The 21,278-nt window shown below is 62.3% G+C and carries 20 protein-coding genes; 11 read left to right on the forward strand and 9 right to left on the reverse strand.

The genetic code is table 11. The features are described 5' to 3' along the window. Nucleotides 1-5: 5 nt before the first annotated feature. The 3 genes from CLU92_RS01810 to CLU92_RS01820 form a co-directional block, all read right to left on the reverse strand. Nucleotides 6-1,364, reverse strand: a complete 1,359-nt coding sequence (locus CLU92_RS01810) for a diguanylate cyclase domain-containing protein (RefSeq protein ID WP_101480481.1) — start codon at nt 1,362-1,364, stop codon at nt 6-8. A 302-nt stretch (nt 1,365-1,666) separates the two neighbouring features. Then, nucleotides 1,667-2,860, reverse strand: a complete 1,194-nt coding sequence (locus CLU92_RS01815) for a PLP-dependent aminotransferase family protein (protein WP_101480482.1) — start codon at nt 2,858-2,860, stop codon at nt 1,667-1,669. A 176-nt stretch (nt 2,861-3,036) separates the two neighbouring features. Next, complete coding sequence (locus tag CLU92_RS01820) at nt 3,037-3,948, reverse strand: DMT family transporter (RefSeq protein WP_101480483.1); 912 nt, start codon at nt 3,946-3,948, stop codon at nt 3,037-3,039. A 132-nt stretch (nt 3,949-4,080) separates the two neighbouring features. On the opposite strand from CLU92_RS01820, the gene CLU92_RS01825 reads away from it, so the two are divergent. The 3 genes from CLU92_RS01825 to CLU92_RS01835 all read left to right on the forward strand — a co-directional run bounded on the left by CLU92_RS01825 (nt 4,081) and on the right by CLU92_RS01835 (nt 7,955). After that, the gene (locus CLU92_RS01825) at nt 4,081-5,499 is read left to right on the forward strand and encodes a PLP-dependent aminotransferase family protein (RefSeq protein WP_257560847.1); all 1,419 of its coding nucleotides are present in this window, start codon (nt 4,081-4,083) and stop codon (nt 5,497-5,499) included. Nucleotides 5,500-5,597: 98 nt separating this feature from the next. Continuing rightward, the gene (htpG, locus tag CLU92_RS01830) at nt 5,598-7,517 is read left to right on the forward strand and encodes a molecular chaperone HtpG (RefSeq protein ID WP_101480485.1); all 1,920 of its coding nucleotides are present in this window, start codon (nt 5,598-5,600) and stop codon (nt 7,515-7,517) included. 72 nt (nt 7,518-7,589) lie between these two features. After that, complete coding sequence (locus CLU92_RS01835; protein ID WP_101480486.1) at nt 7,590-7,955, forward strand: hypothetical protein; 366 nt, start codon at nt 7,590-7,592, stop codon at nt 7,953-7,955. Here CLU92_RS01835 and CLU92_RS01840 read toward each other — a convergent pair. Beyond that, on the reverse strand, nt 7,932-8,663 hold the full coding sequence (locus tag CLU92_RS01840; protein WP_101480487.1) for an alpha/beta fold hydrolase: 732 nt from the start codon (nt 8,661-8,663) through the stop codon (nt 7,932-7,934). The two genes, CLU92_RS01835 and CLU92_RS01840, sit on opposite strands and share 24 nt — an antisense overlap. A 134-nt stretch (nt 8,664-8,797) precedes the next feature. On the opposite strand from CLU92_RS01840, the gene CLU92_RS01845 reads away from it, so the two are divergent. Then, a complete protein-coding gene (locus CLU92_RS01845) occupies nt 8,798-9,835 on the forward strand; it encodes a hypothetical protein (RefSeq protein ID WP_101480488.1) in 1,038 nt (345 codons plus the stop codon). A 2-nt stretch (nt 9,836-9,837) separates the two neighbouring features. On the opposite strand, the gene CLU92_RS01850 is transcribed toward CLU92_RS01845, so the two are convergent. From CLU92_RS01850 to kynU, 5 genes are all read right to left on the reverse strand, one after another. Continuing rightward, the gene (locus CLU92_RS01850) at nt 9,838-10,863 is read right to left on the reverse strand and encodes a hypothetical protein (protein ID WP_101480489.1); all 1,026 of its coding nucleotides are present in this window, start codon (nt 10,861-10,863) and stop codon (nt 9,838-9,840) included. Between the two features lie 2 nt (nt 10,864-10,865). Further along, nucleotides 10,866-12,920: a toxin-antitoxin system YwqK family antitoxin gene (locus CLU92_RS01855; protein WP_143452513.1), complete on the reverse strand. Its 2,055-nt coding sequence runs from the start codon at nt 12,918-12,920 to the stop codon at nt 10,866-10,868. A 96-nt stretch (nt 12,921-13,016) separates the two neighbouring features. Beyond that, complete coding sequence (locus tag CLU92_RS01860) at nt 13,017-13,562, reverse strand: alpha/beta hydrolase (RefSeq protein WP_101480491.1); 546 nt, start codon at nt 13,560-13,562, stop codon at nt 13,017-13,019. A 9-nt stretch (nt 13,563-13,571) separates the two neighbouring features. After that, entirely contained in the window at nt 13,572-14,459 is an 888-nt protein-coding gene (kynA, locus tag CLU92_RS01865) for a tryptophan 2,3-dioxygenase (RefSeq protein WP_101480492.1), read from the reverse strand. An 8-nt stretch (nt 14,460-14,467) separates the two neighbouring features. Next, on the reverse strand, nt 14,468-15,718 hold the full coding sequence (kynU, locus tag CLU92_RS01870; protein ID WP_101484447.1) for a kynureninase: 1,251 nt from the start codon (nt 15,716-15,718) through the stop codon (nt 14,468-14,470). A 604-nt stretch (nt 15,719-16,322) separates the two neighbouring features. Here kynU and flhD point away from each other — a divergent pair. From flhD to CLU92_RS01905, 7 genes are all read left to right on the forward strand, one after another. Next, a complete protein-coding gene (gene flhD, locus CLU92_RS01875) occupies nt 16,323-16,640 on the forward strand; it encodes a flagellar transcriptional regulator FlhD (RefSeq protein ID WP_034758381.1) in 318 nt (105 codons plus the stop codon). A 39-nt stretch (nt 16,641-16,679) separates the two neighbouring features. Beyond that, nucleotides 16,680-17,234: a flagellar transcriptional regulator FlhC gene (gene flhC, locus CLU92_RS01880; RefSeq protein WP_101480493.1), complete on the forward strand. Its 555-nt coding sequence runs from the start codon at nt 16,680-16,682 to the stop codon at nt 17,232-17,234. A 65-nt stretch (nt 17,235-17,299) separates the two neighbouring features. Further along, the gene (locus CLU92_RS01885) at nt 17,300-18,106 is read left to right on the forward strand and encodes a cyclopropane-fatty-acyl-phospholipid synthase family protein (RefSeq protein WP_257560853.1); all 807 of its coding nucleotides are present in this window, start codon (nt 17,300-17,302) and stop codon (nt 18,104-18,106) included. A 220-nt stretch (nt 18,107-18,326) separates the two neighbouring features. Beyond that, entirely contained in the window at nt 18,327-19,187 is an 861-nt protein-coding gene (gene motA, locus CLU92_RS01890; protein WP_077401985.1) for a flagellar motor stator protein MotA, read from the forward strand. 58 nt (nt 19,188-19,245) lie between these two features. Next, nucleotides 19,246-20,223 (forward strand): flagellar motor protein MotB, encoded by a 978-nt coding sequence (motB, locus tag CLU92_RS01895; RefSeq protein WP_101480495.1) that lies wholly within the window; start codon nt 19,246-19,248, stop codon nt 20,221-20,223. A gap of 46 nt (nt 20,224-20,269) precedes the next feature. Then, nucleotides 20,270-20,818: a chemotaxis protein gene (locus CLU92_RS01900; RefSeq protein ID WP_101480496.1), complete on the forward strand. Its 549-nt coding sequence runs from the start codon at nt 20,270-20,272 to the stop codon at nt 20,816-20,818. A gap of 83 nt (nt 20,819-20,901) precedes the next feature. Then, nucleotides 20,902-21,267 carry a response regulator gene (locus CLU92_RS01905; protein ID WP_034758362.1) on the forward strand — a complete coding sequence of 122 codons (366 nt, stop codon included), beginning with the start codon at nt 20,902-20,904 and terminating at the stop codon, nt 21,265-21,267. Nucleotides 21,268-21,278 lie beyond the last annotated feature (11 nt).

Raw genomic sequence — 21,278 nt, forward strand, 5'->3', positions numbered from 1 at the left:
GGTGTCTAGGGCTGGACGAGCGCCTTGACCATTTCCCGGGCCATGCTGCCCGAATGCGTGGCGCGCACCTGGTTGCGCCCCCCTTCCTTGGCCACGTACAGGGCGCGGTCGGCGGCGACGAACAGCGCTTCGCGGTCGTCCAGCTGGTGCGGGAAGATGGTCGCCACGCCGATGCTGACGGTGATCCACGGCGAGGTGGCGGAGCGGGGGTGCGGCAGTTGCAGTGCTTCGATGTGCATGCGGATGGCTTCTGCCAGATGCAGGGCGCCGTCGGCGTCCGTGTCGGCGAACAGCATGACGAATTCCTCGCCGCCGTAGCGGGCTGCCAGGTCGCCCGGGCGGGCGGCATGCGAGGCGATGGCTTGCGCCACCTGCTGCAGGCAGCTGTCGCCGGCCGGATGGCCCAGGCTGTCGTTGTATAGCTTGAAGTGGTCGACGTCGAGCACCACCAGCGACAGGGCGGCGGCGCCGCGCACGGCGCGCTGCCACTCTTTTTCCAGGAAACTGTCGAAATGCCGGCGGTTGGCGATCTTTGTCAGTGGGTCGAGGTAGGCGGCGCGCTGCAAGGCGTTCTCGGACTGCTTGTGGTGCGTGATGTCATGCAGCAGGCCGATATACAGGGGCTGGCGCAGATACATGGGCGTGAGCGTCAGGTCCATGCTCAGCGTCGCGCCGTTGCGGTGGCGGACCGCCACTTCGCGCGTGCCGTGGTTGTGCGCCGTCTCCGGATTGGCTGCGTACATGGTGAAGTAATCGAGGTATTCCTGCGTCACCAAGGGGCTGAGCAGTTCAGCGATCGAGCGTCCGGCCAGTTCGTTTTCGCGGTAGCCCAGGTACTGGTCGCAGGCGGGGTTGGTGTACTGGATGCGCCCGTCCGCCTCGATGATCAGCAAGCCCTCGGCCATGTTGTTGACGATGGTGCGCAGGCGCTCGGCCTGTTCCTGCTGGGTTTCATTGCTGCTGCGGATGTGCAGCTGGGCGCGCACGCGCGCACACACTTCGGCCATGCGCAGCGGTTTGCTGATGTAGTCGACGGCGCCGCAGTCGAAACCGGCCACCACATCTTCCGTTTCTGTCCTGGCGCTCATGAAGATGACGGGAATGCCCTGCGTCAGCGGATGCTGCTTGAGGCGGCGGCACGTTTCGATGCCATCCATGTCCGGCATCAGCACGTCGAGCAGGATCAGGTCGGGATGGGCGCGCTGGGCGATCTCCAGCGCCCGTTCGCCGGACGTGGCGACATAGGTTTGATAACCCTGTTCGCTCATCAGCTTGCGCAGCAGCTCAAGGTTGGCCGGCGCATCATCGACAATCAAAATGGCGGCGTCGTGCCGCTGGGAATGCCCCACACTGCCTGGACTCATTGCTTCCGGCCTTCTCGGATGTACTCTGCGATGCCAGCGTTTGCTGCACCTTCGGTGATGCTGACTAGGTTCAAATCGGATACAGCGGTTAAATCATACCGCCTTGCCAATTTCTTGGGTGGAAAAATCGATGCTGAAAGAGGCGGTAAAATATTATTCTTATATTGTTTTTATGATATTTTTAAGAATATATACACGCAGTAGTTATCGTGATGGCGGTTTTTAGGCGGAAAAGACGCGTGCCCCTTGGTGCTGGGGCAGCAGTGACACGCCCCGCGTCAGGCGGGGCGTGAGGAGTGGAATTACATTTTTGCGGCGATCAGTTTGCCCAGAATGGCGATACCCTCGCGGATGCGTTCCGGCGGCACCGTAACGAAGGACAGGCGCAGGGTGTGCGTTTCCGGCGTGTTTGCATAGAACGGCGCGCCTGGCACGAAGGCGACCTTGTTGGCGATGGCTTCATCGAGCAGTTTCATGGCGTCGATGTGTTTCGGCAGGGTGACCCAGATGAACATGCCGCCTTCAGGCTTCGTCCAGGTGACGCCGGCCGGGAAGTGCTCGTCCAGCGCCGACAGCATGGCCTGGCACTGGTTGCCGTACAAGCTGCGGATGCTGGGGATATGCCGGTCCAGGAAGCCATCCTTGATGACTTCATGCACGACCATCTGCGTCAGCTGGGACGTGTGCAGGTCGGCCGCCTGCTTGGCCAGTTCCAAACGGCGCACCAGCGGCATCGGCGCCACGACGTAGCCGAGGCGGATGCCGGGCGTGAGCACCTTGGAGAACGAGCCCATGTAGATGACGCCGTCCGGATTCATGTTGATCATCTTCGGATACGGCTCGCCGCTGTAGCTCAGGGCGCCGTATGGATCATCCTCGATCAGCGGCAGGCCGTGGCGGGCGCAGGTTTCCACCAGTTCCACGCGGCGCGCCACGGACAGGCTGCGGCCCGTCGGGTTCTGGAAGTTCGGCAGCGCGTACAGCAGGCGCGCGCCATCGGCGACGGGGTCGATCGACGACGGCACCAGGCCTTCGTCATCGGTGTCGACGGAAACGAATTCGGGGCGATAGACGGAAAACGCCTGCAGCGCGCCCAGGTAGCTGGGAGTTTCCACCAGTACGCGGCTGCCTTCATCGATCAGCACCTTGCCCAGCAAGTCCAGCGCCTGCTGCGAGCCGGACGTCATCAGCACTTGTTCCGGAAGGATGGTGCTGCCATTGCTGGACAAGGAGTCGGCGATCCACTGGCGCAGCGGCAGGTAGCCGTCGGTGGGGCCGTATTGCAGGGCCACCTTGCCATTATTGGACAGGACCTTGTCGAAGGCGGTCTTCATTTCTTCCACGGGGAAGGTGGCGGGCGAGGGCAGGCCGCCGGCAAACGAGATGATCTCGGGACGCTGCGTGATCTTCAGGATTTCGCGGATGAACGAGCTTTGCAGCTGTTCCGCGCGTTCGGCAAAGCGCCATTGGATCGGATTCGGATTTTCAATTTTCATACGAGTCTCACAGAAGATGCCGAGCTGCGCCGGCTGGATTTGTTGGCCCGCTTGTGGCGGTGCGTGCGCAAGCGGCGCCGGATAGGCGTCGCCATGGTGCTGCAGTATTGTACGGCTTGCACGCCGCTCTGCCCATCTGCACGCGCAAGGGCGTTGCAAACGGGCGTCAGGCCAGCCTATTTCAGCTTGCGTCCGATGGCCACCACGGCGATCACGGCACCGGCAAACAGCAGGCTTTCGCCCGTCAATGGCTCGTTCAGCAGCACGGCCGCGCCCACCAGCGTGAGGAAGGGCTGTAGCAGCTGCGTCTGTCCCACGCGGGCCACGCCGCCCAGCGCCATGCCCCGGTACCAGAAAAAGAAGCCGATAAACATGGAAAATACGGAGATATAGGCAAAGCCCAGCCAGGCCGCGCCGCTGGCCTGCGCCATCAGCGCGCGCTGCGGCCAGGCGTTCCACAGCACCACGGGCAAGACAAACGGCACGGCCAGCAGCAGCGCCCAGGAAATTACATGCTGGCCCGGCATGGCTTGCGCCAGGCGCCCCCCTTCGGCATAGCCGAGTGCAGCCAGCAGCACGGCGGCAAAGATCAGGCAGTCGGCCAGGTGGAAGCTGCCGCCGCCCTGGCGCAGTGCGAACGCCACCACCAGCGCCGTGCCGAGCAGGGCCATCAGCCAGAAGCCCGGGGAAGGGCGTTCCTTGCCGCGCAGCACGGCAAACACGGCGGTGGCCAGCGGCAAAATGCCCACCAGCACGGCACCGTGCGAGGCGGGCAGGCTGCGCATGGCGATCGATGTCAGCCAGGGGAAGCCCAGCACGCAGCCCAGCGACACGAGCGCCAGCGGCATCCATTGTTCGCGGCGGGGCAAGGGTGCGCGCTGCTGCCATAGCCACAGGCCGGCCAGGCAGGCAGCCACCAGGGCGCGCCCCAGGGCGACAAAGGTGGGGTCGAGTTCGGCCACCGCCATGCGCGTAAAAGGCAGGGTCAGGCTGAAGAGGATGACGGCGATGAGGCCCAGCAACAGGCCTTTGCGGTCGGTGTCGAGGCGCAGGGGGTGGCTAGGGGAGGTGGTGGCGTGCGATGGCATGGCTGTCCTGATACGGTGGCATGGGTCTATGGGCAGGGTGGATAAATCCGCCCCGTACTGTTATCCTAGAGCTCAATTGCAATACAGTACAAGTACACTTCCACGCATAATTTCACATACTGTAATGGTCAAATGAGTCATACACTTCCTTTGCTGTCGCGCGCCTCGGGCGAAACGCTGATCGACCAGATCGTGCGTTCACTGGCGGCACGCATCGACGACAAGCTGCTGCGCGGCGGCGCGCGCATGCCCTCGATCCGCCAGTGCGCCGCCAAGCTGAACGTGTCGTGCGCCACGGTGGTGGCCAGCTACGACAAGCTGGTGGCGCGCGGCTACCTCGAATCGCGGCGCGGCGCCGGCTTTTTCGTGCGCGAGCGCTCGCCATTGAACGCGCCGGCGCCACCGGCTGGCGCGCAGGATGCGGCAGCGCAGACTATGGACGTGGTCTGGCTGATCCGAAACATGTTCCGCCAGACGCCGGTCATCCCCGCGCCCGGCTCCGGCATGCTGCCCGCCGAGTGGCTGGACGGCGACCTGGTGGCGCGCGCCTTGCGCGACGTCAGCCGCCAGCCCGGCAACTTGCTGCTGGGGTATGGCGCGCCGCAGGGTTTCCTGCCGCTGCGCCAGCAGTTGCAACTGAAACTGGCGGGGCTGGAAATCGCCTGTCCGCCCGAGCAGATCGTCACCACGGTGGGCGTGATGCAGGCGCTGGACCTGGTGGCGCGCGAATTTGTCCGCCCTGGCGAAACCATTTTCGTCGACGATCCTGCGTATTGGCTGATGTTCGGCGCCTTTGCCGCCATGGGCATGAACGTCATCGGCATTCCTCGCCTGAGTGACGGCCCCGATATCGCCGTGCTGGCCGAACTGGCGGCCTTGCACCGCCCCAAGCTGTATGTGATCAATTCGGTGCTGCACAACCCCAGCTCGACGTCGCTGTCGGCAGCCAAGGCTTTCCAGGTGCTGCGCCTGGCCGAACAGCACGATTTCCTGCTCGTCGAGGATGATATCTATTGCGACATGCACCCGGGCGGCGCGGTACAGCCGGCCACGCGCCTGGCTGCACTGGACCAGCTGCGCCGCGTGATCTATCTGGGCGGCTTTTCCAAGAGCCTGGCGGCGAACCTGCGGGTGGGCTTCATCGCCACGTCGCCGGAGCGGGCGCAGCGCCTGGCCGACCGCAAGATGCTGGCTACCCTGACCACCGGCGACATCGGCGAGCGCGTGGTGTATAAAATCCTCTCGCAGGGCCTGTACCGCAAGCATGCGGAGCGTCTGCGCGCGCGGCTCGACAATGTGCGCGAGAGAACTTACCGCAAGGTCGAGCAGGCGGGCTTGCGCTTCGAGCCGGCGCCGGCTGGCATGTTCGTGTGGGCGGACGCGGGCTGCGACACGAATGTGCTGGCTGAAAAGGCGCTGGCCGAGGGGCTGGTACTGGCGCCGGGCAGCCTGTTTTCGCCGCGCCAGCTGCCGTCCACCCGCATGCGCCTGAACCTGGCCACGGTGCAGGACGAGCGCATATGGGCATTTTTCGCCCGCGCACTGGGATAAACAGGACATTGCAGGACATTCGGCCGGGGCTCTTGAAATCGCTTGTACCATCCCCAACTCCGTAGAATCCGTCCCATCCACAAGACTATGAGGTAAAAATGGCTGTCTCCGAAAAGCAAACCCTGGGTTTTCAGACCGAAGTGAAGCAAATGCTGCACCTGATGATCCATTCCCTGTACTCGAACAAGGAAATCTTCCTGCGCGAATTGATTTCGAACGCTTCCGACGCGGCCGACAAATTGCGCTTCGAAGCGATCGATAACGATGCCCTGTATGGCAACGATCACGAATTGAAGATCAAGGTCAGCTTCGACAAGGATGCGCGCACCATCACCATTTCCGACAATGGCATCGGCATGACCCGTGACGAGGCGATCTCGCACCTGGGCACCATCGCCAAGTCGGGCACCAAGGAATTCTTCGGCAAGTTGTCGGGCGACCAGCAGCAGGACGCGGCCCTGATCGGCCAGTTCGGCGTGGGCTTCTATTCGGGCTTCATCGTGGCCGACAAGATCACCGTCGAAACGCGCCGCGCCGGCGCACAAGCTGCTGAAGGCGTGCGCTGGGAGTCGGCTGGCGAAGGCGACTACAGCATCGAGAACATCGACAAGCCGTCGCGCGGCACGGACATCATCCTGCACCTGCGCGAAGGCGAGGACGAATTGCTGTCGAGCTGGAAGATCAAGTCCATCATCCGCAAATACTCGGACCATATCTCGCTGCCGATCGTGATGCAGAAGGAAGAGTGGGACGAGGAGAAAAAAGAAACCGTCCTGAAGGACGAATTCGAAACCGTCAACCAGGCCAGCGCCCTGTGGGCCCGCAACAAGGCCGACATCACGCCGGAACAGTACGACGAATTTTACAAGCACGTGTCGCACGACTTCCAGTCGCCGCTGACGCACACGCATAACCGCGTGGAAGGGCGCAGCGAATACACGCAGCTGCTGTACATCCCGGCCAAGGCGCCGTTCGACATGTGGGACCGTAACAAGCGCGGCGGCATCAAGCTGTACGTCAAGCGCGTCTTCATCATGGACGATGCCGAGCAGCTGATGCCGACCTATTTGCGCTTCGTGCGCGGGGTGATCGATTCGGCCGACCTGCCGCTGAACGTGTCGCGTGAAATCTTGCAGGAATCGCGCGATGTGAAAGTCATCCGCGAAGGCTCGACCAAGCGCGTGCTGGGCATGCTGGAAGAATTGGCGAACGCGGACGAGCAGGACAAGAAGGACAAGTACGCCGCTTTCTGGAAGGAATTCGGCCAGGTGCTGAAAGAAGGCATTGGCGAAGACGCGGCCAACAAGGAACGCCTGGCCAAGCTGCTGCGCTTTGCCTCGACCGCCAATGACAGCGACGCGCAAATCACCGCGTTCGCCGACTACGTGGCGCGCATGAAGGAAGGCCAGGACAAGATTTATTACGTCACGGCTGACAATTACGCCGCCGCCAAGAACAGCCCGCACCTGGAGATCTTCCGCAAGAAAGGCGTCGAAGTGCTGCTGCTGACGGATCGCGTCGATGAATGGATGCTGTCCTTCCTGCAGGATTTCGAAGGCAAGGAACTGGTCTCCGTCGCAAAAGGTGGCCTGGACCTGGGCGCGCTGGAAGACGAAGCGGAAAAGAAAGAGCACGAAGAAACGGAAACCTCGTACGCCGACCTGGTGGGCAAAATGAAGACCGTGCTGGCCGACAAGGCCAAGGACGTGCGCGTGACGTTCCGCCTGACCGATTCGCCAGCCTGCCTGGTGGCCGATGAAAACGAATTGTCGGGCAACCTGCTGCGCATGCTGAAGGCGGCGGGCCAGAGCGCGCCGGAATCGAAGCCGATTCTGGAGATCAACCCTAACCACCCGCTGGTAACGCGTCTGAAGTACGAAGACGCGCAAGGCGGCAAATTCGGCGACTGGGCCAACATCCTGTTCGACCAGGCCATGCTGGCCGAGGGCGGCTCGCTGGCCGATCCTGCCAGTTTCGTCAAGCGCCTGAACGAATTGCTGCTCAATACGGCGAAGTAATCGCTTTGCTGTCGACGTAATCAAGCCGGCCCTTTCTTCGTGAAAGGGCCGGCTTTTTCTTTTGGGAGTCTCATGAAAATCCGCTTGATGGCGGGCCTGGGCGCGCACGCGCTGGGCTGCCTGCTGTTTATTGTATTGAGCTGGCTGGGTTTTTACCTGTACACGCAGCTGTTTGGCAGCCTCGGTTCGCGCGGCGTGGCCGGTGGCCTGGCCTTGCTGCTGGTGTTCTATGTGTATGCGGCGACGAATCTGCTGCTGGCGCTGCTGCCGCCCGGCAGGGTGAAACCGCTGCTGTGCGGCTTGCTGGGTGCGGCGGTGTTCGCGTATCTGCTGCCCCAGCATCCGTTGCGCGCCATCTATTTCAGCGTGCTGTCGGGCGCCTTGAGCTGGCTGGCCGTGCTGGCCAGTTCACGTTTAGTTGGGCGCCTGCGGGGCTGACAGACCCGTGAGAAAGGCGGCGACCGCGCCGGCGGCCGCTTCCGGTGCCGCTTGCAGCAGCATGTGCGGCGCGGCGATATCGACCAGCTGCGCGCCCGCTGCCTGCCGCAGTATCTGCAGGGCGTTTGCCGGCGGCACCAGGCGGTCATGGCGGGCGCGCAGATACAGCACGGGCAGGCTGCCGCGCGCGAAGCTGGGAGAGGCATCTGTTTCCAGCACGGCTCGCAGGCGCTGGCGCAGCACGCTGGGCGGCACCTGCGCCAGCGCCGCTGCCAGTTCCGCCTGCAGTGGCGGCGTGGCGTAGGGCGCCAGCAGCGCCTGGCGCAGGGCGAAGCCGGGCAGGGCGCCAAAGGGGACGAGGTCCAGCAGGTGGCGCAGTGGCGCCAGCATCGGGCGCGGATTGCGCACGAAGGAACAGCACAGGATCAGGGCGCGCATGCCGGGCGGCGGATCGGCGCGCAAAGCTGCCCCCAGCGGTCCCGAAAACGATTCGGCCAGCAGTACGAAAGGGCGGTCGCACGGCAAGCGTTCGCGCACGAACGCTTCCAGTGCCGCATAGTCCAGCGGTGCTGCCGGATAAGCGATGGCCCGGGTGTCGATGGCGGCTTGCGCGCGCAAGGCGGCATCAAAATGGTGAAAAAGTCGGGCCGTACCATCCATGCCGGGCAGGAGGACAAGCAGTGTCGAGGCGGGGGGAGAGATCGTCATTGCGGCCATCATAACAGCCGCACCGGCACACCCGCCGTCCGCCAGCCGCACCGCATGGGGGCTGGCGCCATGCTAGAATCAGCGGCGCGTCATGCGTGGCCGTCACAGCGGCCAAATTCCCGACAGACAGAATCATGCATATCATCTTTTCGAATTACCGCACCCTGGGCTGCGCCTTGCTGGCAGCGGCCTGCGTCCTTTCCCAGCCCGCCCGCGCCACGGCGGCACCCTCGGCGCCTGCCGGGAAAAGCCTGTCTTCCCTGGCGGCCGGCGGTCCCTTGCCGCGCCTGAGCGACGATGCGCAGGTGCGTGCGGCCCTGTTCGATTTCTTTGGCTATGCGCGCGGCAGCTACACGGAAGACGATGAACTGCTGCTGGCGCAGGCGCTTGAAGCGATCAGCGAAAAGCGCGACGCCACGCGCACCGTACTGGCCGATGGCCGCCAGTTGCTGGCGTCGATGAATGACCGCAAGCAGGGCCGTGAACGGGGCGCCATGCTGCTCGACAAGCGTGGCGCCATCATCGCCTTTGGCCTGGTCAACGGGCATTGCCGCCTTGAGGGCCAGCCGCTGGCGAAAGTCTGCAATCCCGACCCGAATGCAGTGCTGACGGTGTTCCACCGCAAGGGCATGCTGGTCGGCGAAGCGGCGCCCTTGCTGGCCTGGTCCCGGCAATTGCCGCCCATGCTGGCGCTGATCGCGGGCGACAAGGAAGCGGGCGCCGATGGGCAGAAGATCTCCAGCGTCGAATATGTGCTGGCGCAGCCGGCCTTGCCGGGCTGGAACCGCGCCCAGCTGCCGCCCGCGTATCCGCCGGCGCTCTTGCCGCTGCTGCTTGATAAATCCACGGTGCTGACCTCGGCCGGCGCGGGCATATTTGCCTATCCGCTCACGCTCAAGGGCAAGAAACAGGACAATGTGCTGGATCATGCCGAAGGCCGCCCGCCGCGCGACCTGGAAGTGGCGCTGCGCAGCTACGCCAGTTTCGATGCGGTGGTGGAACGCTACCGCCAGCTGGCCAAGGGCGCCCGGCTCCAGCGCAACGAACGCACTGCTTACCTCGATGGCGACATGGGGCAGGGCAGCTACCGCGTCTACATCCGCAACACGGGTGCGGACGGCGTGATGATCGACGTGGCGCTGTGGCAGCGCAAGCTGGCGGCCAGCCGCTAGCATCAATAGAAGCGCGCCTTGTCGTAGCCCAGTTGCGCCAGCTGCGCGGCGATGGCGTCATCGCGTGTTTTCCTGCCGGTGCGCAGGCGCGCATGCGTCAGGGACGCGGGCAAACCATGCGCCAGCAGCGCGTCGATGTCGAGCATGGTCTCGGATGCCGACAGCTGGCGCAAGGTGGGCAGTGTGGCGAGGCCGGGCAGGCTGTCGAGCGTCTTGCAGGTGTGCAGGTCCAGGCGTTCGAGCATGGGATTGGGGCCCAGTGCGATCTGCCGCAGCTTGATCTGGTCTTCCACCCATAGCGCCTGCAGGAAGGGGAAACGGCCAATATCGCCCAGCGTTTCCAGGCCGCGCACACGTATCACTTCCAGTTTCTTCAACAGCGGCGCCTCGATGTGCGCGAGCGATTCGCGGCCACCCAGCTGCAACAGCAGCCTGTCCAGGCGGGCCATTTCCGATATGAAATCCAGCGGCACCTTGTTTTTGATGCGGTACAGCGACAGCGCATGCAGCGCCGGCAGGCCAGCCAGGGTGTCGATATGCTGGTGGTGGCCCTCGATGACCAGGCTGGCCAGATGCGCATAGTGGCGCAGGGGGGCCAGATCGATATTGTTCCTGGCCGCCTCGCCCAGGTTCAGGTATTCGAGGCCGCGTAAATTTTCCAGCTGCAGGATGTCGGCTTGCGCCAGCTCGTACACGCCCAGGCTCAGGCGCTTCAGGTGGCGCAGCTCGCCCAACGCTTCCAGATGGATGGCTTGCCGGTGGCAATCGATGGACAGGCTGGCCACATGCGGCAGCGCGCGCAGGATGCGGGCATCGAACACCCTTGGGTCGTAACCGTAGATACGGATGGTCAGCGCCGTGCCGCAAGTAGCGGCCAGGGCGTCGAGGTCGGCCAGCAGCGGCTCCGGCTCGCCCAGGGCATTGAACTGCACCAGCACGTTCTGGTCGTTCGCGATGGCGGCGCGGATCGCCCCGGCGTCGATGCGCTCGGGGTTCTGGATGTACTGCGGCTGTCTTGCTTGCGTCATTGTCACAGTCCTATGGGGTAGTCCACCTGCCTGGCGGGCGGGCAGCCTTCCGGTCCCGGGAACGTCTGCTTGCCCGTGTCATCGAAGCGCTTGCCGCAATCGACGAGCACGCGTTTGCGGAAAGTGAAAATGCTGGCCACCTTGCCGTTCGGGTGGTAGCAGATATTGTCGCCATCGCGGTCGGCCGAGCCGTAGCTGATCATGCTCTGGCCATTCACCGTGCGTGTGCTGTGGCCGCTGCGCGGTTCCGTGCATTTGAGCTGGCCGCTTTCGTAATACGCGTTGACGACGGAAGTGTCGGCGGCGCGGTCGACCAGCAGTTCGTCCTTGCGCTTGCCGTTCGGGTAGTTCGAATAGCCTTCCTGGCGCTGGCCGTACTGGAAGGCGTAGTAATACTGCGGCTTGCCGTCCGGGTAGTACATGTGATGGTATTCGCATACGTCGTCGCGCGTGCTGCCGTACTCTTTGAAGGTGCAGCGGTGGATGTCGTTGAGCAGCTGGCCGTCTTCGTAGTATTCGCGCAGGTGCGTGAGGAGTCTGCCCTGGTCGATGACGGCCAGGCGCTCCGGCTTGCCGTTCGGGTAGTAGCGCGCGTCCAGGCCCTGCTTCTTGCCGTTGTCCCACAGCGTATCGAGGCGCAGGATTTTGCCGCTGTCGTCGAACGCCTGTTCGCGGCCATCGAGCTGGCCATTGCGGTAGGTGGCCGTGTAGATCACGTATTCCTTGCCGGCAGGACCCAGATAGCGCGTGCGCGCGCCTTCCAGCACCCCCGCCTGGTAATGGTCGCGCTGACGCAGCGCGCCTTGCGCATCCGTGTCGACTGCCTCGCCCTGTTTTTTGCCTTTCACGAAAGTGACGCTTTGCGTGACCTTGTCCTTGAGCTTGAGTTTCCACGGCCCGTCGCGCAAGCCTTCGATAAAGCTGCCGTCGCCGTCTTCCGTGATCCACGCTCCATGGCGCGTGCCGTTGACGTAGTTGCCGCGCGTTTGCAGCTTGCCTCCCATGCTGCGCTCGTGCGGCCCATTCAGCTGGCCGCCCGCGTAGGTGTCGAAGCCCGTCACCTCCTCTTCAGCGGCATAGTTGACGATTGTCCAGCGGCCTTCGCGCTTGCCGGCCCGGTACATTCCGCTCTCACTCTGTTTGGGATAATCGAAGTGCCACAGGCCTTCCTGCAGGCCGTTGACGAAATGTCCCTTTTCGCTTCCTTCGTGCATGCCTTCGCGTACCCACAGGCCCTGGCGCTTGCCTTTCACGTATTGACCCCGTTCGACCACCGAGCCATCGTCCCAGGCCAGGCTGTAAATGACGGACGGGCCGTCTGCGCTGCCAGTGAATTGCTTTGGCATCGTCTCCCACGTCACTTGCCACAGGCGGTAGTTGGGCAGGATGCCCGCGCCCGCGTCGCTGTACAGGGTGTAGCTGGCGGTGAGATAGCGGTCGCCTTTTTTCTGGAAGGTTTTCTTGTAGGTGATGGCGTCCTTGCCACCGCTCGCCACGGGCTTGCCGTCATCGCTGTAGTAGCCGACGATGGTGCCTTGCGTATGGTCGATGGCGTCGAAGTCCGCATTGCCGCTCTTGCCGCGCGGGACGCTGTAGTCCATCGGCGCCAGTTTCGCCAGTGCGGCCTTGACCTGTCCCGCGTTGGGAGCGCTGCTTTGCGCCACGATACGGTTCAGTGCCGGCTGCAAGCCGTCCAGGCGCCGGTATTTGCCGGAGCTGCGATGGTAGCGGTAGGCGCGTAAGCCATTTTTGTCGCCCTGGCGGAACAGCACCAGCATGGTTTGCACGCTGTCGTCCGTTTCCTTGTCCAGTGAGGCGTAGAAGACGGAACGGATGAGGGCATTGCCGAACTGGTCGAGCAAAACGGGTTTCGCGCTGCTGCTCTTGCACTCGCAGTAATAGCCGTTGACGCTTTCTTTTTCCTTGAGAAAGGCGACATCCAGGCCGCTGTCTTGCGAAGCGCTGATGGCGGGATGGGCGAGGCTCTTGCCTTCGTAGAAGGACGCGCCGTGGGCGAGGGCGGAGCAAAGCAGCAAGGGCAGAAGCAGACGTTTCATCGTGAGGCTGGCGCCAGAGCGCCGCAATGGAAAGGCCACGATTCTGCCTGTGTTCTTACTTGCGGGCAAATACTGGTCTATCGTGCGCGCCCCGATTCAGGGCTGGTGCGCGGCGCAAAAATCCAGCAGCATATGCTCGCCTTCCGGCCACGGGCCGTAGCCGGCATCGCCATTGACATGGCCGGCGTCGCCGATCATGGTGAGATCGCTGTCCCAGGCGGCGGCAAACGCGCGTGCCCGCGCGAAGCTGACATAGGGATCATCACCGCTGGCCACCACCAAGCTGGGAAACGGCAAGGCTTGCAGCGGCATGGGCGCAAAGCCCGTCGTGCCGGCGGGATAGGAGGGCGCCTCTACATCGCTGGGGGCGACGAGGAAGGCGCCGGCGATCCTGTGCGGCGAGCCGCTGGCCGCCCAATGGGCCACCAGCGCGCAGGCCAGGCTGTGCGCGGCCAGCACGGGCGGGCGCTCGCAGGCGGCGATGGCGCTGTCGAGCTCCGCCACCCATTCGTCCTTGTCCGGCGTCTGCCATTCCCGGTGCGGCACGCGCGACCATTGCGGGTGGCGCGCTTCCCAATGGGTTTGCCAGTGCTGCGGCCCGGAATTCCACAGGCCGGCCAGGGTCAGGACGAGAGGCGACATCGATGCTCCTTAAAGTTCGGTGCGTAGGGCGAAAAGCTCCGGGAACAATACCACGTCGAGCATCTTGCGCAAATAGCTCACGCCCGCCGTGCCGCCGGTACCTGTCTTGAAGCCGATGATGCGTTCCACCGTCGTCACATGGCGGAAGCGCCAGAAGCGGAAGGCCGTTTCCAGATCCACCAGCTTTTCTGCCAGCTCGTACAGGGCCCAGTGTTTCGACGGGTCGCGGTAGACTTCCAGCCAGGTCGCTTTTACCGAGGCGTCGGTGGTGGTTGGCAGGGTCCAGTCGGCGTTCAGGCGCTCGGGCGCGATGGGCAGGCCGCTGCGCGCCAGCAGCTTGATGGCTTCATCGTAGACGGATGGCGAGCGCAGGGCGGCATCGAGCACTTTGTAGGTGTCGGGTGCCGTCGTATGTACATTCAGCAGGGCGGCGTTCTTGTTCCCCAGGATGAATTCGATTTCGCGGTACTGGAAGGACTGGAAGCCGGACGAGGCGCCCAGGTAGGGACGGATGGCTGTGTATTCGGGTGGCGTCATGGTGGCCAGTACGTCCCAGGCATGCACCAGCTGGTCCATGATGCGCGCCACGCGGGCCAGCATTTTAAAAGCGGGCGCCAGGTCGCCGCTTTGCAGGTTGGCGCGCACGGCGTGCATTTCGTGCAGCATCAGCTTCATCCACAGTTCGCTCGTCTGGTGCTGCACGATGAACAGCATTTCGTTGTGGTTCGGCGACAGCGGATGCTGGGCCGTCAGGATGCGGTCCAGTGCCAGGTAGTTACCGTAGCTCATCGATTCACTGAAATCCATCTGCGCGCCATGCCACTGCGCATCCTGGGCGCCCGCATGCATGGGGCAGCCACTGGTGTTTTCCTTGTTCATATTCTTGTCGTCGCTCATGGGATGCTTCAGGTGACGGCATCGCGCTTGGCAGCGATGTCATAGGCTTGGGTGTCGAGGATGTCGCGCAGGATTTCCACGGCATCCCACACGTCGGCAAAGCTCGTGTACAGGGGCGTGAAACCGAAGCGCATGATGGCCGGCTCGCGGTAGTCGCCGATCACGCCGCGCGCGATCAGCGCCTGCATCACGGCATAGCCGTGCGGATGCGTGAAGCTGACCTGGCTGCCGCGCCGCGCATGCTCGCGCGGCGTGACGAGGCCCAGCGGATGGCTGGCGCAGCGCTGTTCCACCAGGGCGATGAACAGGTCCGTCAGAGCCAGCGACTTGCGCCGGATGGCTTCCATGCTCGTCTGCGCAAAGATCTCCAGGCCGCATTCGACCAGGGCCAGCGAGACGATGGGCTGCGTGCCGCACAGGGCGCGGGCGATACCGTCGGCGGGCGCAAAGCCCGGATCCATGGCGAACGGCGTAGCGTGGCCCCACCAGCCGGACAGCGGCTGGCGGAAGCGCGCCTGGTGTTTTTCGGGTACCCAGATGAAGGCGGGCGAGCCTGGGCCGCCGTTCAGGTATTTATAGGTGCAGCCAACGGCCAGGTCGGCGCCGGCGCCGTTCAGGTCCAGCGGCACGGCGCCGGCCGAATGGGCCAGGTCCCACAGCGCCAGCGCGCCTTGCGCGTGGCAATGGCTGCTGATGGCTGCCATGTCGTGCTGGTAGCCGGTACGGTAGTTGACGTGCGTGAGCATGGCGACGGCACAATCGGCGGCTATGGCCTGCGCCAGCTCCTCGGGGCTGTCGACCAGGCGCAGCTGGTAGCCGCGATCGAGCCAGGCGGCAAGACCTTGCGCCATGTACAGGTCGGTAGGGAAGTTGCTGCGTTCGCTGACGATGATTCTGCGCGCGGCATGCGCGGGATCGCTGGCCTGCATCTGCAGGGCGGCGGCCAGGGCCTTGAACAGGTTGACGGAGGTGGTGTCGGTGATCACCACTTCACCCGTGCCGGCGCCCAGCAGGGGGGCCAGGCGGTCGCCCAGGCGCTTGGGCAAGTCGAACCAGCCGGCGGTATTCCAGCTGCGGATCAGGTCGGTGCCCCATTCGGCCGTGATGACGTGCTGGGCGCGGGCAAGAGCCGCTTTCGGCCGCGCACCCAGGGAATTGCCATCGAGGTAAATCACGCCTTGCGGCAAGTCGAATTGCTGGCGCAGGGGCGCCAGGGGATCGTCGAGATCGCGCGCGCTGCAGTCGTGTCGAGAAATCATGGTGGCTTTCATGTTGATACTTGTCTCAATGGCATGATATTGCTTGAGGCTTAAAGTATTGTGCGGAAGCAGGCAGTGTAGCAAATCCCCGCCAAAATGCGGAATTTTCGCCCCGGATGGGGTGCGGAAAGTATCTCTTTGCCGGGCGTCAACGAAAAAAATCACGTTTTTTTTAAAATATTTTCAAATCACCCTAAAGTTTAGCCCGACGCCGCCGTCAACGATTACATGAACGGCGTCAAGCCGCCAAAAAGAATGCGGGTTTTTAAATATTTTTCAAAAAAACCCTAAAGTTCCTGTCAAGGCAGCCGTTATCTAGGTAAGCAGACTTGACTTTGGTCAAGTTGTTGTAAAAAAGTGATATTTTTTACAGGCCTGAAACTGGGTAAATCCCACACAGCGGCCACCTTCCACATCCGCGCCGCTACGGGCGTGCGACCATGATCGAGTAGTGTTTGTCAGACAAACACCTACGGTCCTGCCCGTCATTTCCCGACCAAAAATACAGTGCTTCGCCTCTGTTGCATTTGATGTTGCTCCTGCAGAATGTATCTCACTGGCAACATACAACGCCAGCTGAATTCAACGGATTGAGGAGATGGAAATGACTGCTAACGACATGATGGCTGAGATTCGCGACGCTAACCTGAGCTACCTGATGCTGGCCCAGCAAATGATTCGTGCGGACAAGGTAACGGCCATCTTCCGTTTGGGCATCGCCGCTGAAATCGCCGAATTGATCGAAGGCATGAGCAACGCGCAGATCCTGAAGCTCGCTGGCGGCAACATGATGCTGGCCCGCTTCCGCTTCGACGACAGCGCCATCCTGGGTATGTTGACGAACTATAATAAAGACCGCTCGCTGGCCCAGTCGCATGCCGCTATCCTGATGGCCGGCCAAGGCGTCGAAGAAATCGCCTAAGTTTTTAGATTAGTACTCGTCAGTCCCGGAGCAGTCAGCATGGCCAAGAAAAGTGTCGTATCGGAAGCGCAAGAAATCCAGCTGGCCATCGAGTTGATACAGCTGGGCGCACGCCTGCAACTGCTGGAGACGGAAGTCTCGCTGTCGCGCGAACGCCTGCTGAACCTGTACAAGGAATTGAAAGGCGTCTCGCCGCCCAAGGGTATGCTGCCCTTTTCCACCGACTGGTTCCTCACCTGGCAGCCGAATATCCATTCCTCGCTGTTCATCAATATCCATAAATTCCTTGTCGACCACGCTGGCGCCACCGGTATCGAAGCCGTGATGAAGGCGTATAAACTGTATCTGGAGCAGATGCCGCCCGAAGCCGGTGAAGAGCCGCTGCTCTCGCTGACGCGGGCCTGGACACTGGTGCGCTTTTTCAGCAGCAAAATGCTGGACATGGCACCCTGCGGCAAGTGTGGCGGCAAGTTTGTCGTCAACTGCCTCGACCTGAATTCCGATTATGTCTGCGGCCTGTGCCACATGCCTTCGCGTGCCGGCAAGACCAAGAAGGCGCGCGATGAAGCGGCCGCTGTTGCCCACCGAGCATAAGCACCTGAGATTGCTCCGCATCGTACCAGCCGGAGCCGGTCGCCAGACCGGGCTCCGGCTTTTTCATGCTGCTTTCGCTTACACTGGCGTTTTCCTCCGACGACTGTCCCATGCTGCAACAAATCCTGCGTGCGCCCGCGCTCAAGGCCATCCTGATCCAGGTGCTGGCTTTTCCTTTGATGTTGCTATTGGTCTATTGCCTGGCGCGCGCAGGGATGGTCATGTCATTGCCAGTCGTGGCCTTGCTGCAAGGTGTGCTGTCGGCCCTCATTACCTGGCGCGCTGGCCTGGCGCGCTGGTGGTGTGCCATCGGACTGCTGTTTGCGCCCGCGCTGCTGGCGGCCAGCCTGCTGCACTGGCCCCCGGCCGTGTTCCTGGCGGCCTTTGTTTTCCTGCTGAGCCTGTATTGGTCCACGTTTCGTACCCAAGTGCCGTTCTATCCGTCAGGGCCGCGCGTGTGGCATGCGGTCGCCGAGTTGATCGCGGACCGTCCCGGCGTGCGTCTGGTCGATATAGGTAGCGGCCTGGGCGGCCTGGTGCTGGACCTCGCGCAACGCCGTCCCGATGGGCAGTTTTCCGGCATCGAGCTGGCGCCGCTGCCGTGGCTGGCAAGCCGCCTGCGCGCGCGGCTGTCGGGAAGTCGCGCGCGCTTCCTGCACGGCGACTACGAAGCGCTCGATTTCAGCCGCTACGATGCGGTCTTTGCCTACCTGTCGCCGGCGGCGATGGCGGCCCTGTGGGGCAAGGCGGAAAGGGAAATGTTGCCCGGTAGCATGCTTCTTAGTTACGAATTTCAGATTGCGGCACGCGAACCCGATAAGACCATCGCCGCCACAGAGGGTGGCCCTTTGCTTTACATATGGTGCTTTTAAGCAATTGTCTGCGTTATTTGCTTGCCCGGAGGGCAATCTCACGTTATTGTAGTTCCACACGGCATTTTCTCGGAATTGCGTTGAAAAGCAGGGCATTTCAATTAACTTCCGGTTACTTTTTTTTGCCGCTGTCTTCGTCGGCGGCGCAGCCGCCAGAGGGCAGGAACAGGTTTGAACATGCCGGGCACACAGCCCCGGCCATTATTGGGAGTCAGGGCACTTGTTAGTCATAATCGGATACATCATCGTCTGCGCCTCGGTCTTTGGCGGCTTTGCGCTGGCCGGCGGCCATCTGGCGGCGCTGTTCCAGCCGCTGGAGTTGCTGATGATCGGCGGCGCCGCCCTGGGCGCCTTCCTTGTTGGTAACAATAACAAGGCGATCAAGGCGACGATCGCCGCCTTGCCCAGCCTGTTCAAAGGCTCCCGCTATACCAAAGAGCTGTACATGGAACTGATGTCGCTGCTGTTCGAAGTGCTCAGCAAGGTGCGCAAGGAAGGCTTGATGTCGATCGAAGGCGATATCGACAAGCCCGAAGAAAGTCCTTTGTTTTCCAAGTATCCGGCCGTGCTGGCCGATCACCACATCGTCGAATTCATGACCGATTACCTGCGCCTGATGGTATCGGGCAATATGGATGCCTTCCAGATCGAAAACTTGATGGACAACGAAATCGAGACGCACCATCACGAAGGCGCTGTGCCAGCCCACGTGATTGCCAAGGTGGGCGATGGCTTGCCCGCTTTCGGTATCGTCGCCGCCGTCATGGGCGTGGTGCACACGATGGAATCGGTGGGCATACCCCCAGCCGAGCTTGGCATGCTGATCGCGCACGCGCTGGTCGGCACCTTCCTCGGCATCTTGCTGGCCTATGGTTTCGTGGGCCCACTGGCCAGCCTGCTGGAGCAGAAGCTGGAAGAGTCGAGCAAGATGTTTCAGTGCGTGAAAGTAACCCTGCTGGCCAGCCTGAACGGTTATGCGCCGGCGCTGGCCGTGGAGTTCGGCCGCAAGGTCCTGTTCTCGACCGAGCGCCCGACGTTCAACGAGCTGGAAGACCACATCAAGAAATCGAAAACGAAGTAAGCAGTGAACATACGCCTGAACACCATGAGTCATTTGCAGCACACGGAAGGGGGACGCCATGGCCGATGAAGGCATGCGCCCGATTATTGTCAAGCGCATCAAGAAAACGGCCGGTGGGCACCATGGCGGGGCGTGGAAAATCGCCTACGCCGACTTTGTCACGGCCATGATGGCCTTCTTCCTGCTGATGTGGCTGTTGGGCTCCACGTCGAAGGGCGACTTGAACGGCATATCGGAATTTTTCAAGACACCCCTGAAAGTGGCGATGGCGGGCGGCTCCGGCAGCGGCGAGAGCAATTCCGTGATCCAGGGCGGCGGCCAGGACCTGTCGCGCCAGGATGGGCAAGTGCGCAAGGCGCAGGAAGAGCAGCAGCGCAAGTCGTTCGACCTCAATTCCGCCAAGGCCGCGCTCGAACGCGAGGAAGGCAAGCGCCTGCAGGCGCTCAAGGCGCGCATCGAAGCGACCATCGATGCCAATCCCCTGCTGAAAAAATACAAGAACCAGTTGCTGCTCGATATCACCAGCGAAGGCTTGCGCATCCAGATCGTCGACGAGCAGAACCGTCCGATGTTTGCACTCGCCAATGCGAATCTGCAACCATATACCAAGGAAATTCTGCATGCCATTGGCTCCGTGCTCAATGAAGTGCCGAACCGCATCGGCCTGTCCGGGCACACGGACTCGACGCCCTACATGAGCGATGCCGGCTACAGCAACTGGGAATTGTCGGCTGACCGCGCGAATGCGTCGCGGCGCGAACTGGTGATTGGCGGCATGAAGGAAGAAAAAGTATTGCGCGTGGTGGGACTGGGCTCGGCCGCTCACCTGGACAAGCTCGACCCCTTCAATCCGATCAACCGGCGCATCAGCATCATCGTCATGAACAAACGCACGGAAGAAAATGTCCTGCGCGATGGATCGGCGATAGAGCTGCCGGTGACCGATGCCGCTTCCGCCGCTGTTGCTTCGGGGCTGGCGGCCGGTGCGCCGCCTGCGGCGGCACCCGCTCCCGGCCCGGCAGCGGCGAAAAAATAACACGCATGGATGTCAACGCGTGGTGTATTGAAACAATGAGACCTTTATGACAAGAAAGAAAATACTTGGCTCGCATGTAAAGCGCCTGCTGTCTGGCGTATCGGACCATGGCCGCAAGCACTTGACGGAGGTGGAAACCGACCTGGTGCAGACCGGCATCTTGCTGGAAGAGGCGATCGAGAAGCTGTCCTTCAATTTCATGGCGATACACGCAGCCGTCGCTGCGCAGCAAGATACCATCGCCATGCTGCTCGAAGGCGGTATTCCGGCCGAGCAGCAGCGGGAAAAACTGCTGGCATTGCAGGACGAAGTTGGGGGGTACGTGAATGCCGCCATCACCAGCCTGCAGTTCCAGGACATGACCAGTCAGCTGATCGAGCGCACCTTGAAGCGCGTGACGGGCTTGCGCGAGTTCCTCGGTACCTTGGGCTCGCATGGCGCGGAGATGTTGCCGGAAAGCGACAATGAAGAAATTGTCGCTTTGCTGGGGCGGGTCAGCATGGCGCTGGCGATTCAAAGCCTGGAGTTGCGCAGCGTGCTGCGCAAGGCTGTCAGTCAGCAGCATTTGGAAAGTGGCGACATCGAGCTGTTCTAGCATGCCAGTGCGGAACACTTGCGGTTGCATGGATTGATTAATCAAATACTCGGGCAGGATGTCCGGAATAAGTGGGAGCAAAGATGGCCAAAACGATACTTGCAGTGGACGATTCCAGCTCATTGCGCCAGATGGTGGCGTTCAGTCTGAAAGCCGCCGGTTACCAGGTGGTGGAGGCCGTCGACGGCCAGGACGGACTGGAAAAAGCCAAGCTGCAAACCGTGGACCTGGTATTGACGGACCAGAACATGCCGCGCATGGATGGCCTGGAGCTGATCAAGTTGCTGCGAGAACTGCCGACGTACCAGAAGGTGCCCATTCTGATGCTGACGACGGAGTCGTCGGACGAAATGAAGTCGAAAGGACGTGCTGCCGGCGCCAATGGCTGGCTGGTCAAGCCCTTCGATCCGCAACGCCTGATCGAAGTGGTCAAGAAGGTAATCGGCTGATGCCAGCCGCG

It is taken from the genome of Janthinobacterium sp. 61 (assembly GCF_002846335.1).
In the GTDB taxonomy this organism is placed as follows: domain Bacteria; phylum Pseudomonadota; class Gammaproteobacteria; order Burkholderiales; family Burkholderiaceae_D; genus Janthinobacterium.

Coding starts and splice junctions, on each gene's coding strand:
- CLU92_RS01900 (WP_101480496.1), top strand. CDS start 20,270: ATGACAAGAAAGAAAATACTTGGCTCGCATGTAAAGCGCCTGCTGTCT.
- flhD (WP_034758381.1), top strand. CDS start 16,323: ATGACTGCTAACGACATGATGGCTGAGATTCGCGACGCTAACCTGAGC.
- kynU (WP_101484447.1), bottom strand. CDS start 15,718: ATGATTTCTCGACACGACTGCAGCGCGCGCGATCTCGACGATCCCCTG.
- CLU92_RS01835 (WP_101480486.1), top strand. CDS start 7,590: ATGAAAATCCGCTTGATGGCGGGCCTGGGCGCGCACGCGCTGGGCTGC.
- CLU92_RS01905 (WP_034758362.1), top strand. CDS start 20,902: ATGGCCAAAACGATACTTGCAGTGGACGATTCCAGCTCATTGCGCCAG.
- CLU92_RS01855 (WP_143452513.1), bottom strand. CDS start 12,920: ATGAAACGTCTGCTTCTGCCCTTGCTGCTTTGCTCCGCCCTCGCCCAC.
- CLU92_RS01845 (WP_101480488.1), top strand. CDS start 8,798: ATGCATATCATCTTTTCGAATTACCGCACCCTGGGCTGCGCCTTGCTG.
- CLU92_RS01820 (WP_101480483.1), bottom strand. CDS start 3,948: ATGCCATCGCACGCCACCACCTCCCCTAGCCACCCCCTGCGCCTCGAC.
- CLU92_RS01850 (WP_101480489.1), bottom strand. CDS start 10,863: ATGACGCAAGCAAGACAGCCGCAGTACATCCAGAACCCCGAGCGCATC.
- CLU92_RS01885 (WP_257560853.1), top strand. CDS start 17,300: ATGCTGCTTTCGCTTACACTGGCGTTTTCCTCCGACGACTGTCCCATG.
- CLU92_RS01825 (WP_257560847.1), top strand. CDS start 4,081: ATGAGTCATACACTTCCTTTGCTGTCGCGCGCCTCGGGCGAAACGCTG.
- CLU92_RS01860 (WP_101480491.1), bottom strand. CDS start 13,562: ATGTCGCCTCTCGTCCTGACCCTGGCCGGCCTGTGGAATTCCGGGCCG.
- CLU92_RS01810 (WP_101480481.1), bottom strand. CDS start 1,364: ATGAGTCCAGGCAGTGTGGGGCATTCCCAGCGGCACGACGCCGCCATT.
- CLU92_RS01815 (WP_101480482.1), bottom strand. CDS start 2,860: ATGAAAATTGAAAATCCGAATCCGATCCAATGGCGCTTTGCCGAACGC.
- motB (WP_101480495.1), top strand. CDS start 19,246: ATGGCCGATGAAGGCATGCGCCCGATTATTGTCAAGCGCATCAAGAAA.
- htpG (WP_101480485.1), top strand. CDS start 5,598: ATGGCTGTCTCCGAAAAGCAAACCCTGGGTTTTCAGACCGAAGTGAAG.
- flhC (WP_101480493.1), top strand. CDS start 16,680: ATGGCCAAGAAAAGTGTCGTATCGGAAGCGCAAGAAATCCAGCTGGCC.
- CLU92_RS01840 (WP_101480487.1), bottom strand. CDS start 8,663: ATGACGATCTCTCCCCCCGCCTCGACACTGCTTGTCCTCCTGCCCGGC.
- kynA (WP_101480492.1), bottom strand. CDS start 14,459: ATGAGCGACGACAAGAATATGAACAAGGAAAACACCAGTGGCTGCCCC.